Source organism: Rhizobium sp. YTUHZ045, assembly GCF_051124255.1.
In the GTDB taxonomy this organism is placed as follows: Bacteria; Pseudomonadota; Alphaproteobacteria; order Rhizobiales; family Rhizobiaceae; genus Rhizobium.
Genome location: NZ_CP101432.1, coordinates 3,556,630 through 3,570,827, shown reverse-complemented (window position 1 = coordinate 3,570,827; position 14,198 = coordinate 3,556,630). Strand labels below are relative to the sequence as shown.

The window sequence follows — 14,198 nt, the reverse complement described above, 5'->3', positions numbered from 1 at the left end:
CGGTCGCAGCGTGACTGAGACCTGCTAAGCGCGCTCGGCACCAGGTTTCGCGAGTTCGGCTTTCGTCAAGGCATCATTCAATGCCCGTAACGCGACCTCAAGCCGAGATATCGATGACGCCGCAATCGCCGGCTTCCGAGGCGAAGGCGAGCAGCTTGCCGTTTGCGCTCCAGCTCATCGCCGTGATCGCGCCCTTGCCGGGGCGGCGCAGCAGCGCTTCCTTATTGTCGGCAACGCGTACAGCGAGGATCATGCCGTCGACGAAGCCAATGGCGAGGATATCCTCCAGCGGATGGAACTTCACCGAGGTCGCCATGATATTGGCGCGGGTGCCGAGCTCCAGCGGTGCCTTGCCCATCGGCCCGTCCTTGCCTTGGAAAGGCCAGACGATGGCAGCCGGCGCCCCCGAGGAGGCGAGCCATTTGCCCTTGACCGACCAGGAGAGGGATTTCACCTTGGCGGGATAGCCGGTCATGCGCATGTGCCGGGCCTCGGCGCCGGGCTTGCTGTCGAGCTTCCAGCCGTGCAGCGCGTTTTCCTGCATCGAGGTGACGAGAAAGTTGCCATCCGGCGAGAAGGTCACGCCGGTATGCGCGCCTTTCCATTCGAGATCGACCGGTTTGGCGCTCATGCCGACCCAGTGGAGCGACACGCCGTTGTAACGGGCGGCGGCGATGCGCAGACCCTTCGGCGCGAAGGCGATGCCTTCGACCGTGCGCTCCTCTGCGAATTCCTTGGTCGTGCCGTCGGCAAGACGCACGAGCGTACTCTTGCCATAGGAATAGGCGATGGTGCCCTGGGGCCCGGCCGCGACCTGCGAGATCCATTTGCGCGGCGCGCTCGCGAGTTCGCTGACGCTGCCGTCGGCCGCGATGCGCAGGACCTTGCCGTCCTCGCCGCCGGAGATCAGGCTTTCGCTATAGGGATCGCGGATCGCTGTGAGCATGCCTTGATGGGCTTCTGAGACCCTCTCGCCGCCATCCAGCCGGTGAAACGTGCCGTTTGCGCTTGCGAAGAAGGGAACATCACCTAAAAATTCGACGGCCAGAACGTGGCCGTCGAGATCAAGCGGTGCAACTGTCGGCATCAGGCGGCTGCCTCGCAGGCCTTGAACGAAGCCTCGAGTTTTTCGCGGTCAAGATCGCGGCCGATGAAAACGAGACGGCTTTCATGCTTCTCGCCATCCTTCCACGGACGCTGGTGATCACCCTCGATGATCATGTGCACGCCCTGGACGACGTAACGCTGGGGATCGTCCTTGAAGGCGATGATGCCCTTGAGGCGAAGAATGTTCGGGCCCTGCATCTGGGTGATCTTCTGGATCCAGGGGAAGAAGCGTTCGGGGTTCATCTGGCCGCCGCGCAGCGACACCGACTGCACTGTCACATCGTGGATCGCCGACATGGCGCCATGATGATGATGATCGTGCCCGTGGTGATCATGGTGATGATCATGATCATGATGATGGTGGTCGTGATCGCAGTCCGGGCCGCAGACATGGTCGTCATGGTCGTGTTCCAGGAAATGCGGATCGTTTTCGAGTGCGCGTTCCAGGTTGAAGGCGCCCTGATCGAGCACGCGGGCGAGGTCGACGCCGGAGCGGCTGGTCTTGTAGACGCGGGCGGCCGGGTTGATGGCGCGGACGATGTCTTCGATCACATCCAGTTCTTCCGGGGTGACGAGGTCGCTCTTGTTGATGACGACGACGTCGGCGAAGGCGATCTGGTCCTCGGCCTCGCGGCTGTCCTTCAGGCGCAGCGGCAGGTGCTTGGCGTCGACAAGCGCGATGACGGCGTCGAGCTCGGTCTTGGCGCGCACGTCGTCGTCCATGAAGAAAGTCTGAGCGACGGGTACCGGATCGGCAAGGCCCGTCGTCTCGACGATGATGCCGTCGAAACGGCCGGGGCGGCGCATCAGGCCTTCGACGACGCGGATCAGGTCGCCGCGCACCGTGCAACAGACGCAGCCATTGTTCATCTCGTAGATTTCTTCATCCGATTCGACGATCAGGTCGTTATCGATGCCGATTTCGCCGAACTCGTTGACGATGACCGCATATTTCTTGCCGTGGTTTTCGGAGAGGATGCGGTTGAGCAAGGTCGTCTTGCCGGCACCGAGATAACCGGTGAGCACGGTGACGGGAACAGGCTTCTGGGTGGAGATCGCGTCGGTCATGAGAACCTCTAAATTAGGCGTACGGCCGAACGGCTAGGGATCGGCCTTTGAGCGGTTGGTCTCATATAATGGCATGGGCACCGCAGTTCAAAGGATTTTATATGTTATAAGATCACGTCGCCGCCCGATGCAGACGATCGCTTTTTCAACGGAGTTCGCCGACGTCGAATGCATCGACATCCTCCAAAAGTTCCACCAGTCCCTTCACCGCATGGGCAATCAGCGCCTCGCCCTTTTCGGCCGTCGCAGCCGCGGCATTGCCAGCCACGCCTTGTTCGTTAATGTCCGACATCTTCCAGCCGAAGGCATGCTGGCCGTAGGCGCGCAGGTGCTTGAAGCGGGTGGCGAATTCCGTCTGCCTCGAGGAAAAATCCCCAGCCTTTGCCATGTCTACCTTGTCGGGGTGAAGCGCCAGCATGACCGAGGTCTCGATATCGCCGCCATGGATGCCGATCGCCTTTTCCTCCGGCGCAATCACGCCATCTGGCAGGCCGAAGCGGGTCCAGCTCGTCGCCACCGCCAGCATGGCAAAGCGGACCCGCGCCTCGGTCGCGACGACCGATATCAGAGGCGAATTGCCGCCATGGGCGTTCAGCATAACGAATTTGCGAATGTCTCTCTTCGCCAGCCCTTCGGCAATGCCGAGCCAGCGGTTGACCGCTTCGTCGAAGGCGAGCGTCTTCGTTCCTTCAACATCCATATGTTCTACGGAATAGCCGACCGATTCGGTGGGAAGGAAGGTGACCGACAGTCCGGCGGGCAGGGCCTTCTTCAATCTTCCGGCGATGCCGTCGGCAATTAGCGTGTCGGTTTCGAAGGGCAGGTGAGGGCCATGCTGCTCATGGGCACCGAGCGGCAGCAGGGCGATCGGGCGGCCTGCGCCGGAGGCACGGACCGAGCCGCTGTCGTCGAAGCGGGGCGAAGGCGTCATCATCCGGTCGTTGCCTCTTGTTTATGACGAGATCATGGGCAATGTCATATCGCAGCGGCGTCGGGGCTTAAAGATCAAAGGGATGGCTATGGGAAAGAAGCATAAGGACGGCAAGAAGAGCAAGTCCAAGAAGAAGGACCAGACGGAGTACACGCTCGTCGATCTTTCTCCGGCGCTCACCCAGGCGGCCCGTTCCATGCGCACGGTGCTCTCGCGCAACCTGTTCGAAAGCGGTCTCTATGCCGGCCAGGACGGCGTCATTCTCTCGCTTGCCGAGAGCGACGGTATGACGGCGGGCGGCCTTGCGCAAAAGCTCGGGGTCAAGGCGCCGACGATGACGCGGACGATCGGCCGCATGGAGGCGCAGGGCTTTCTCGAGCGCAAGCCCGATGCCGAGGATGCGCGCCTCACCAAGGTCTATCTCACTGCGCTCGGACGTGACAGCGTGCGGGCGATCGAAATGGCGGCCTCGGCCTGTGACAGACTGGCGACGCAGGAATTTTCAGAAAAGGAAATCCGCAATCTGGTTCGCCTGCTGAAGGCGATCGACGCCAATCTGCAAGCCGAAGCGCATGGTATCGAAGAACCGGACGAAGACTGAAATTTCTCCTGAAAGACGAATTGCTTCCGCCGGTTAAATCTTTTAATTAAACATTTTAAGGGACCGCGCCGGTTGCCGTGCGGTCTTGCTGTCTTGCGTGCTGCCTGGAGGAGGACACGTGGTCCAGAAGATCAAGCTATCGACAATCGCCGAAACGCTCGGCATTTCAACAGCGACCGTATCGCTCGCCTTGCGCGACAGCCCGCTGGTGGCCGGCAATACGCGGGAGAAGATCAAGGAGCAGGCGCGCGCGCTTGGCTATATCTACAACCGGCGTGCCGCCAGCCTGCGCACCTCACGCTCGGGCATCATCGGTGTCGTCGTGCACGACATCATGAACCCTTTCTACGGCGAAATCCTGAAGGCGATCGAAAGCGAGCTCGACCGCAGCCGCCATACCTTCATTCTCTCCAATCATTATGACAATGTCGAAAAGCAGCGCACCTTCATCGAGACGCTTCTGCAGCTCGGCGGCGACGGCGTCATCATGTCGCCGGCGATCGGTACGCCGCCGGAAGATCTGCAGTTGGCGGAAGAGAACGGCATGCCGGCGATCCTCGTCGCCCGCTCGATGGACGGTCTGGAGCTGCCGACCTATCGCGGTGACGACAGCTATGGCATCTCGCTCGCCACCAATCACCTGATCGGTCTCGGTCACCGCTCGATCGCCATGATCGGCGGTACGGACCAGACATCCACCGGCCGCGACCGCTACCAGGGTTATGTCAACGCCCTGCGCAAGGCGGGCATCGAAGTCGATCCGAATCTGCGCATTTCCGGGCCCCGCTCGAAGCAGGGCGGTTTCGAGGCGGCGGTGCATTTCCTCTCGCTGCCGCAGAAGCCGACGGCGGCGGTCTGCTGGAACGATCTCGTCGCGATCGGCCTGATGAACGGCATTGCCCGCGCCGGTCTGGTGCCGGGCCGCGATATTTCCGTCACGGGTTATGACGATCTCGAGGAAGCCTCGATCGCCACGCCGGCGTTGACGACCGTCTGGAACGGCCAGACCGAAGTCGGCCGTCTGGCTGCGCGCGCACTTCTCGATCGTCTTGCCGGCAGCCACGAACCTGACGGCATGCATCTCATCAAGCCGGAAATGCGCATCCGCCAGTCGACCAGCCCCCATCGGCCCCGCGCCTGAACCAGACCCCGTCCAAGAGGAAAAGCCATGTCCCGCATCGCCATTCTCGTTCCAGGGAAGATACACGAGCGTGTTCTCGAAAGGCTGAAGGATCGTTTTGAGATCATTGCTGTCGCCCGCGAGGAAAAGCTGGCGCTCGACAGCGAGACCGCCGGCCGCATCCGCGGCGTTGCCGTCTCCGGCGCTTTTCCCGGCGCCTGGATGGATCAGTTGCCTGGTGTCGAAGTGATCGCCAGTTTCGGCGTCGGTTATGACGGCATGGATGTGAAGCGTGCGGTCGAAAAGGGCATTGTCGTCACCAATACGCCAGACGTTTTGAACGACGAGGTTGCCGATACGGCGATCGGCCTGCTCCTGAACACGATCCGCGAGCTGCCGCGGGCTGAAGCCTGGCTGCGTGCCGGCAATTGGAAGCCGGGCACGGCTTATCCGCTGTCACGTTTCTCGCTCAAGGGCCGCCATGTCGGGCTCTACGGCCTAGGCCGCATCGGTCTTGAGATCGCCAAGCGGCTGGAACCGTTCAAGGTGAAGATCAGTTATCACACGCGTTCGCGCCATGCGGAGGCGCCCTACGATTATCACCCGACGTTGAAGGGATTGGCGGAGGCGGTGGACACGCTGATCGCCATCGTTCCGAAGACGCCGCAGACGCATAAGACGATCGACGCCGATGTCCTGGCCGCTCTCGGTCCGGATGGGGTTCTCGTCAATGTCGGCCGCGGCTGGACCGTCGACGAAGAGGCGCTGAGTGCCGCCCTCGCATCAGGCGCGCTCGGTGCGGCCGGCCTCGACGTCTTCTACGAAGAGCCGAGCGTGCCGTCCGGCCTGCTGGAACCGGCCAATGCGGTGCTGCTGCCGCACGTTGCCTCGGCCTCCGTGCCCACGCGCATGGCGATGGCCGATCTGGTTGCCGACAATCTCATCGCCTGGTTCGAGAAGGGGGCAGCGCTGACGCCGGTGCCGGAGACGCCGCAAAAAATTCAGCGCGGCTGAGCTCGACTACCTCCTAGGCGGTCGCCGGTGCCGTGATAACCGGGCGTTTGCCGCCGGCGTAGCTGCGGACGGCGTCGCCGAAGGCGGCAAACAGCTTGTTCGACGCCTTGTCGGTTTCGGCCCAATATTCCGGGTGCCATTGCACGCCGACGGCGAAGGCCTTGGCATCGATGACGGAAACGGCTTCCACGGTGCCGTCTTCGGCGATGGCTTCCACCTGCAGGCGCGGTGCGGTTCTGGCGATCGCCTGGCGATGCAGCGAATTCACGCGGATATCGCCTGGACCGAGAATGCCTGCTATGCAGGAGCCTTCCTTAACATGGACGGTCTGGCGGATGGCATACATGCCGTCACGGTCGACACCTTCCGGCCGGCGATGATCCCAGATGCCGGGCTGCTCATGGATCTCGCTTGCCAGCGAGCCGCCGAGAGCGACGTTCAGTTCCTGAATGCCGCGGCAGATGGCAAGCAGCGGGATGGCACGGTCGATGGCGCGGCGGATCAGCGGCAAACTGGTGGCGTCGCGGGCGGGGTCGAAGGGGCCGTCCCTGTCAGTCGCCTCGGCGCCATAGAGCGAGGGATGCACATTGCTGGCAGAGCCTGATACCAGCAGACCATCGACGCGGTCGAGCACCGGGTCGGGATCGTAGCCTGCCTCGAAGGCGGGAATCACGAAAGCCATCACGCCGGCCGCATTCAATGCGGCACCGACATATTGATGCTGCACGGCATGCCAGGTCGCGCCGTCGAAGCTGCGGATATCGGCAGGAATGGCAACGATTGGTTTCGTCATGTTTGCACCGGTAAAATCTTCTGCTCGTCGTTTTTGCCGCCAGAACGGCGGTGGAGTCAACGCCTGGCTTTGTCCGACGACCAATTGCACCGCAAACGGCGTCGCGGCTCTGGGGCTCGCGCTAAGCTGCTGATTTTGATGGACGCGCTCGCGCGCTCCCTATTGCTATCCTGATGCCAAAGGCTAATAGACTAAAGCTTGAATCGCGGCCCCCTCCATGCTTAGCTCTGCCCTCGCTGCGGGTAGGGATGGATTGGCCGCGCAGTGCCATCTATACGGGAGGTTTTTTGATGGATCGTCGTTCGTTTTTCAAGAAGGCGGGAACCGCCAGTGCCGGCGCGGTTGCCGCAACGGCGCTGGCGGCGCCTGCGATCGCGCAAGAAAATCCGAAGATCGCTTGGCGCATGACGTCTTCGTTTCCGAAGAGCCTGGATACGATCTATGGCGGTGCCGAAGACATCGCCAAGCATGTTGCCGCTGCGACCGACGGCAATTTCACCATCCAGCCTTTCGCGGCCGGTGAAGTCGTGCCGGGCCTGCAGGCTGTCGATGCGGTGGCCGCCGGTACGGTCGAGGCAGCCCACACCACCTCCTATTATTTCGTCGGCAAGGATCCGGCCTATGCCTTCGGAACAGCCATCCCGTTTGGATTGAACAGCCGCCTGACCAACGCCTGGTTCTACGAAGGCAATGGCAATACGCTGATGAACGAGTTCTACGCCACGCAGGGCATGTATGCCCTGCCGGCCGGCAATACCGGCGCACAGATGGGCGGCTGGTTCCGCAAGGAAATCAACACGCTTGACGATCTGAAGGGCGTGAAGATGCGCATTGCCGGCCTTGCCGGACGCATTATGGAGAAGGTCGGCGTCGTCCCACAGCAGATCGCCGGCGGCGACATCTACCCGGCGCTCGAAAAGGGCACGATCGATGCGGCGGAATTCGTCGGCCCCTATGACGACCTGAAGCTCGGCTTCCACAAGGTGGCGAAGTACTACTATTACCCGGGCTGGTGGGAAGGCGGCCCGACGGTGCACGCCTTCTTCAATCTGGATAAATGGAGCAACCTGCCGAAGCACTATCAGGCAGCGCTCACCGACGCCTGCGCCTTCGCCAACACCAACATGCTGGCGAAATACGACATGAAAAACCCGACGGCGCTGAAACAACTCGTTGCCGAGGGTGCGACGTTGCGCCCGTTCAGCCAGGAGATCATGGAAGCCTGCTTCCAGGCGGCAATGGGCATCTACGGCGAAATCTCGGCCAACAACCAGTATTTCAAGAAGATCTACGAGGATCAGACCGCCTTCAAGCGCGACGCCTATCTGTGGATGCAGCTTTCGGAATACACCTTCGATACGTTCATGATGATCCAGCAGCGGGCCGGGAAGCTTTAGGCTTTCCGCGAGCGACATCGGCGCTTTAGGCGAATGCAAGAAAAACCCCGGATCGTTGATCCGGGGTTTATTTTTGTTTGGCTATTTGGCAGGCGCGGGCGGAGCTCCCGGCAGGCCGTTCAGCGGCGGCAGGGTGAGGCCCGGTATCTGCGGCGAGCCCTTGCCGCCGCCCACCGGCGGCAGGCCGAGCTGGCCGCCAAATCCCGGCACTTCGATCTTGATCGAGTTCGGGTCGACCTTGGGGCCATGGTCCAGCCAGTAGGTGACCGATTGCGGCCAGAAGATCACGATCGCAACCAGAATAATCTGCATGCCGACCCAGGGCAGCGCGCCCATGTAGATATCGGAGGTCTTGACGTCCTTGCTGGCGATCGAGCGGAGGTAGAACAGAGCGAAGCCGAAAGGCGGATGCATGAAGCTGGTCTGCATGTTGACGCAGATCAGGACACCGAACCAGATCAGGTCGATTCCAAGGCTGGAGGCAACGGGCGCGAGCATTGGAATGACGATGAAAGCGATCTCGAAGAAATCGAGAAAGAAAGCCAGCACGAAGATGAAGATGTTGACGAAGATCAGGAAACCGACCGGGCCGCCGGGGATGCCCGACAGCATGTGCTCGATCCACCGCGAACCATCCATGCCCTGGAAGACCAGGCTGAAGCAGGTGGAGCCGACCAGGATCATCACCACCATTGATGTAATATGCGTGGTCGATGTCATTGCTTCGCGGATTAGCGGCCAGGTGAGACGGCGGTTCATGGCTGCCAGCGCCATGGCGCCGACGACGCCGAGCGCGCCGGCTTCCGTCGGTGTCGCAAGGCCCATAAAAATCGTACCGAGCACGAGGAAGATCAGCACGATTGAGGGCACCATGCCCATCAGCACTTTCGCCAAAAGCGCCCAGTTGAAGTCGCCGCGCACCTCTTTCGGCAGCGGCGGCATCGATTTCGGCTGGATGATCGACATCACCAGGATGAAGAGCACGAAAATCGTCACCTGCAGGATCGAGGGGCCGATGGCGCCGAGATACATGTCGCCGACCGATCTGCCAAGCTGGTCGGCGAGAACGACGAGCACGAGCGAGGGCGGGATCACCTGGGTGATGGTGCCAGAAGCGGCGATGACGCCGGTGGCAAGGCGCGGGCTGTAGCCGTAGCGCAGCATGATCGGCAGCGAGATCACCCCCATGGTAATGACGGAGGCGGCTACCGTGCCGGTGATGGCGCCGAGCACGGCGCCGACGAGGATGACGGCATAGGCGAGTCCGCCGGGAACGCCGCCGAAGAGCTTGCCGGTGCCTTCGAGCAGATCCTCGGCAAGACCGCAGCGTTCCAATATCGCGCCCATGAAGGTGAAGAAGGGAATGGCGAGCAAGAGGTCGTTGGAGACGATGCCGAAAAAGCGCAGCGGCAGCGCTTGCAGAAAGGCTTCGCTGAAATGGCCGGTGACGATGCCGATGATGCCGAAGAACAGGCCGACGGCCGCGAGTGAAAAGGCGACCGGAAAGCCGTAGAGCATGAAGATGACCATGCCCAGGAACATGGCCGGCGGAATGATGCCGAAATCAAACAAATCCGTTCCTCCCGGGAGCGCTACTGCAGTGGCTTTTCGTATTTGGTGTCGATGCTGATTTGGCCGGTCAGCGCTGCGATCCGCTTGATCAGCTCGGAAACGCCCTGGAGCGAAAGCAGCGCGAAGCCGGCGACGAGGATCAGCTTTACGGGCCAGCGGATCAGCCCGCCGGCATTGGCCGATATTTCCCCCTGCCGGTAGGAAAGCGCGAAGAAGGGCCAGCAGAGCCAGGTGAGGAAGACGCAGACGGGGATGAGGAACAGGATGAGGCCGACAATGTCGATCCAGATCTTCGCCTTGTCGGACACTGCGCCATAAATCAGATCGACACGAACGTGCTCATTGTTGCGCAGAGCATGCGAGGCGCCGAGCATGACGACGAAGGCAAAGAGGTACCACTGGATCTCAAGCCAGCCGTTCGAACTGTAGTTGAAGGTGTAGCGAACGATGGCATTACCGGCGCTGATGAGACAGCAGAACAGGACCATATATTCGGAAAGTTTGCCCATGATCCGACTGATCGAATCAATCAGCCGGCTTGCCGCCAAAAGTGTCGACATTCGTTTCCCTTGTTCTTGTCCTGCCATTTTTCGGCAGCTTTCCCTCTTTCGAATCGGTGTAGACCACGGCTTTTGAAATTGGAAGGATAAATGCCTCTGGTTAGAGCATAGTCTAAGTCGCGACAGGCGGCCGTCGATGTTTTAACAACCTAGGCGTGGATAAATTATTTCCTTATTCTCGCCAGGAGGATGCATGATCTCGCGTAGGCTGTGATGTTCATCCGCTGGTTTTAGAAAATTTGACCAAATGTTTGATTCGATTGAAATCAATTTTTAAAGGGTTGGCCTTAGAATCCCCGCGCACAGGGAAAGTGTGGATGAAGCCAGATAACCCGAACAGGGTCCCTATTGATGTGTACTTGTCGTTTGTGAGCTCCCTTTCCGGGAATCGCATGACGCTTCTTGTCGGCGTGATCGTCCATGTCGCGACGTGCCTTGCAGTGGCTGCCAAGACACAGTACTCCATCTACATCCTGCTGTCGGTCGCCTTCCTTCTGGTCTTCAGCGCTCGCATGGCCATCTTCCGGCAGTTCGATCGTGTCGACAAGCAGAGCCTGTCGCGCGCGGGAATCGAGCGTTGGGAGCGGATTCTTGTTGCCGCCGGATCCTGCACCACCGCACTTCTTGGCATCGCCAGCGGCTATGCTATCTTCGTCGTGCACGATTCCTTTGCGGAGCTTGCCTGCATTTCCGTCACCATGGCGACCATGGTTTCCGTTGTCGGGCGCAACTACGGCTCGCGCTTCGCAGTCGACCTCCAGACGGCCTTCTGCTGCCTGCCGATGATCGTCGGCAGCCTGCTGGCGCTCGATTTCTATCGCGGCGTGCTGTCGATCTTTCTCATCCCCTTCTGGCTGACGACGCGGGCGATGGCGAACGGCGTGCGCGAATTTCTGTACGAGAATGTTATCGCGCGTCGGGAAATCACCATCATCGCCGACCGTTTCGACACGGCGCTCAACAACATGCCGCATGGCCTCGTCATGGTCGATGACGAAAACCGCATCCAGGTCGTCAACCGCAAGGCCTGCGAACTGCTGAAAATCGGCGCGCCGGAGCGGCTGAAGGACCGTGATCTTGGCGCCGTGCTGCGCTATGGCGCACGCTACAGCTTCATGGACGCCTCACAGCCGGAGCTCATTCTGCGCCAGCTCACCCAGGTGGCCGAAGGCAACTTGTCGCGCACGCTCATTCATTTTCCCGAGGGCCTGTCGCTCGAATTCTCCGCCAGCCGCAGGGCCGACGGTGGCGCGGTGCTGATCTTCGAAGACGTATCCAGCCGTGTGAAGGCCGAGCAGAAGATCATGCATATGGTCCGCTTCGATGCGCTGACCGGCCTGCCGAACCGCGAATATTTCGGCCAGCTGGTGCAGGAGTATCTCGCCAAACATCCGAGGAAATCGGGGCCGCTTGGCTTTATGGTGCTCGATATCGACGAGTTCAAACATGTCAACGACATGCGCGGTCACGTCACCGGCGACCATCTGCTTTGCTCCATCGCCGCCCGCATCAAACAGGTCTGTGGCAACGCCATCCTCGGCCGGCTGATGGGCGACCAGTTCATCCTGTTCTTCCCGCATGCGAAGGAGCCGGCCTCACTCGACCTCGAGATCCGTCGCGTGCACGCTGCGATCCAAGGCCATTATGAGGTCGACGAGCTGACCTTCCTCATTTCGCTCAGTGCTGGTTACGCCATTCTCGAAAGTTCCGCTTTCGCGATGGACGAATGGAGCGTCAAGGCGGATCTTGCGCTGTTCGAGAGCAAGTCGCGTTTCAAGGGCGGCATATCAGGCTTCGAGCGCGAGATGGACGGGCGCTATATCGAGCAGCAGAAGCTGAAAGCAGACCTTCGCGAGGCAGTCGCGGCGCAGTCGCTGCACCTCGTCTTTCAGCCGATGTTTCGGGCCGACGGTTCGCGCATCGAATGCGCCGAGGCGTTGGCGCGCTGGGTGCATCCGGAGAAGGGCTCGATTCCGCCCGACGTCTTCATTCGGCTCGCCGAGGATATGGGCATCATCTCCGACATCACCCGTTTCGTGCTGTCCCAGGCCTGCAGCGAATGCATGACCTGGCCGGAGCACATCGCCGTCTCGGTTAACCTCTCGGCACGGGATTTGCGCGATGCCGACATTCTGTCGGTGGTCGCCGACGCGCTTGCCGATTCGGGGCTCAACGCGGCGCGGCTGCATCTCGAAGTCACCGAAAGCTGCCTGATCGACGAGCCGCAGGCTGTGCGCGCCATCCTGGCGGAACTCAGAGCCCGCGGCATCACCATCGCGATCGACGATTTCGGCACCGGCTTCTCCAGCCTCAGTTATCTCGACACGCTGCCGCTCGATATCGTCAAAATCGACCGCTCCTTCGTGCGGAATATCGTCGAGGATACTCGCCGCCTCAAGCTGCTGCGAGGGACGGTCAATCTCGCCCGGGAACTCGGTCTGAAGATCGTCATCGAAGGTGTCGAGACTGAAGAGCAGCTCGCTCTGCTCAACAAACACCGCAGCACCGATCTGGTGCAGGGCTATGTTTTCTCGCAGCCGGTGCCTTCCCAGAACATCCCACTCCTGCAACAGGGCGTCGGCCGCCGCGCCGTCCAACGTCGCCGCAACAAGGTCGCCTGAGACTTCGGTCGACGCCGATTTTCCTTGTGATACCCCCGCCGTTAACCTTAATACTTTATAAACGGTCCGAATTATCGGATTTCCTTGCCTAAATGTCGCTGGCGTATGATTAATGATCCGTTAACGAGTGGATCAAAATATGTCAGACACACTGTTCACGCGTAGTGATTTCAGTACGAAAATTTTGGAAATTCTGGATCATGTCGAATATCGCCGTGTCGAAAGCAGCGAAGACATGGAGGAGGTGGAGCGGTTGCGCTACAAAGCCTACAAGGCCCACGGCGCGCTGTCGCTTGCCCCGGAAGGCCTGTTGGACGATGTCGATTTCGACAGCCATGCCTATATCTTCGGTCTCTACTATTATGGCGAACTGGTCAGTACGATCCGAATTCATTATGTGACGCCGGAGCATCGTATCAGCCGGTCCGGAGAGGCCTTTCCCGAGGCGATGGATGAACTTCTGGACGCCGGACTAACCTTGATCGACCCGGCGCGTTTCGCGGCCGACCCGGAGCTCACCGCCAATATGCCATGGGTTCCCTACCTGACGCTGAGACCCGCCATCGTTGCGGCAGCGTATTTCCGGGCTGACCGTGTTATTCAGTCCGTTCGGCCCCCGCATGCCGCCTTCTACAAACGGGTCTTCTATGCCGATACTATTGTGCCCGGCCGACTGGCGGAGAGTTACGGGGTTGATGTGACGCTGATGGCGACGAATGTGGTGGAGGTCGGGCGCAAGCTATTGACGCGCTATCCCTTCTTCATCTCCAGCGCCAGCGAACAGCGCATGATGTTTTCGCGCAATCCCCACGATACGCTGCCGCCGCTTACCATCATCCCGACGGCGCGCTTCGTGCCGCAAGGTGAACTTGGCACCGACCTGCCGCTGTAATTTCTCCTGCTCTGCGAATGAGGAGAGGTTATGCAGCGTGACGAGATCCGCAGCCGGCGCCCTCACGTTTTTCCTTGCGGAAGAAGGTGGCTTGGAACCCGCGGCTGCGGCATTCTCATGCATTGCGCTTTCGCCTGTCATTGTGTAATTCCTGCAGGCAGGGACTTCCCTCGGCCTAAGAGGGAATCAGGCAGCGCAAAAGCATTTCAGGGAGACGATATTTATGGCCGAACATCATACCGGACCGGTCGAGACCGGCGCGCCGATGGATTACAAGGAACATGAGCAGACCTACAACATGTTCATTGCCGGCACGAAATACGGCACGATGCTTCTCGTCGTTCTCCTGCTCGCGATGACCGCCGGTTTCTTCGGCGGCGCCGGCCTTCTCGGCGGTCTCTTCGTCTTCATCGTTCTTCTCGCCGCCGGCATCTTCCTGTTCCGCTGATCGCGGCTGGCGCATCGGCCTGAAAATCGCAATCGATTTTCGGCAAACACGATGTGTCTATTCAAGGGAGCTGG

The 14,198-nt window shown here is 60.4% G+C and carries 13 protein-coding genes; 7 read left to right on the top strand and 6 right to left on the bottom strand.

Features of this window, described 5'->3' with window-relative positions; all coding sequences use genetic code 11:
• Positions 1–97 precede the first annotated feature (97 nt).
• The 3 genes from NMA58_RS17655 to NMA58_RS17645 form a co-directional block, all read right to left on the bottom strand.
• Positions 98–1,087 (bottom strand): WD40 repeat domain-containing protein, encoded by a 990-nt coding sequence (locus NMA58_RS17655; RefSeq protein ID WP_434711473.1) that lies wholly within the window; start codon positions 1,085–1,087, stop codon positions 98–100.
• A complete protein-coding gene (locus NMA58_RS17650) occupies positions 1,087–2,175 on the bottom strand; it encodes a CobW family GTP-binding protein (protein ID WP_434711472.1) in 1,089 nt (362 codons plus the stop codon). The genes NMA58_RS17655 and NMA58_RS17650 overlap by 1 nt, the downstream gene beginning before the upstream one ends.
• Before the next feature lie 145 nt (positions 2,176–2,320).
• Positions 2,321–3,109 (bottom strand): creatininase family protein, encoded by a 789-nt coding sequence (locus NMA58_RS17645; RefSeq protein WP_434711471.1) that lies wholly within the window; start codon positions 3,107–3,109, stop codon positions 2,321–2,323.
• A gap of 85 nt (positions 3,110–3,194) precedes the next feature.
• Here NMA58_RS17645 and NMA58_RS17640 point away from each other — a divergent pair, with 85 nt between their 5' ends.
• From NMA58_RS17640 to NMA58_RS17630, 3 genes are all read left to right on the top strand, one after another.
• Complete coding sequence (locus NMA58_RS17640; RefSeq protein ID WP_183698678.1) at positions 3,195–3,707, top strand: MarR family winged helix-turn-helix transcriptional regulator; 513 nt, start codon at positions 3,195–3,197, stop codon at positions 3,705–3,707.
• 118 nt (positions 3,708–3,825) lie between these two features.
• Positions 3,826–4,848, top strand: a complete 1,023-nt coding sequence (locus tag NMA58_RS17635; protein ID WP_434711470.1) for a LacI family DNA-binding transcriptional regulator — start codon at positions 3,826–3,828, stop codon at positions 4,846–4,848.
• A gap of 27 nt (positions 4,849–4,875) precedes the next feature.
• On the top strand, positions 4,876–5,841 hold the full coding sequence (locus NMA58_RS17630) for a 2-hydroxyacid dehydrogenase (RefSeq protein ID WP_097597216.1): 966 nt from the start codon (positions 4,876–4,878) through the stop codon (positions 5,839–5,841).
• A gap of 13 nt (positions 5,842–5,854) precedes the next feature.
• On the opposite strand, the gene NMA58_RS17625 is transcribed toward NMA58_RS17630, so the two are convergent.
• The gene (locus tag NMA58_RS17625) at positions 5,855–6,634 is read right to left on the bottom strand and encodes a gamma-glutamyl-gamma-aminobutyrate hydrolase family protein (RefSeq protein WP_434711469.1); all 780 of its coding nucleotides are present in this window, start codon (positions 6,632–6,634) and stop codon (positions 5,855–5,857) included.
• Between the two features lie 290 nt (positions 6,635–6,924).
• Between NMA58_RS17625 and NMA58_RS17620 the strand changes: the two genes are divergently transcribed.
• A complete protein-coding gene (locus NMA58_RS17620) occupies positions 6,925–8,031 on the top strand; it encodes a TRAP transporter substrate-binding protein (RefSeq protein WP_064804998.1) in 1,107 nt (368 codons plus the stop codon).
• An 81-nt stretch (positions 8,032–8,112) separates the two neighbouring features.
• On the opposite strand, the gene NMA58_RS17615 is transcribed toward NMA58_RS17620, so the two are convergent.
• On the bottom strand, positions 8,113–9,603 hold the full coding sequence (locus tag NMA58_RS17615) for a TRAP transporter large permease (RefSeq protein WP_430958015.1): 1,491 nt from the start codon (positions 9,601–9,603) through the stop codon (positions 8,113–8,115).
• Positions 9,604–9,623: 20 nt separating this feature from the next.
• A complete protein-coding gene (locus NMA58_RS17610; protein ID WP_085779491.1) occupies positions 9,624–10,163 on the bottom strand; it encodes a TRAP transporter small permease subunit in 540 nt (179 codons plus the stop codon).
• A gap of 317 nt (positions 10,164–10,480) precedes the next feature.
• On the opposite strand from NMA58_RS17610, the gene NMA58_RS17605 reads away from it, so the two are divergent.
• The 3 genes from NMA58_RS17605 (at position 10,481) to NMA58_RS17595 (ending at position 14,124) form a co-directional block, all read left to right on the top strand.
• On the top strand, positions 10,481–12,784 hold the full coding sequence (locus NMA58_RS17605) for a putative bifunctional diguanylate cyclase/phosphodiesterase (RefSeq protein WP_430958014.1): 2,304 nt from the start codon (positions 10,481–10,483) through the stop codon (positions 12,782–12,784).
• A gap of 139 nt (positions 12,785–12,923) precedes the next feature.
• Complete coding sequence (locus tag NMA58_RS17600) at positions 12,924–13,676, top strand: N-acyl amino acid synthase FeeM domain-containing protein (RefSeq protein WP_085779489.1); 753 nt, start codon at positions 12,924–12,926, stop codon at positions 13,674–13,676.
• A gap of 223 nt (positions 13,677–13,899) precedes the next feature.
• Positions 13,900–14,124: an aa3-type cytochrome c oxidase subunit IV gene (locus NMA58_RS17595; RefSeq protein ID WP_011426827.1), complete on the top strand. Its 225-nt coding sequence runs from the start codon at positions 13,900–13,902 to the stop codon at positions 14,122–14,124.
• Positions 14,125–14,198 lie beyond the last annotated feature (74 nt).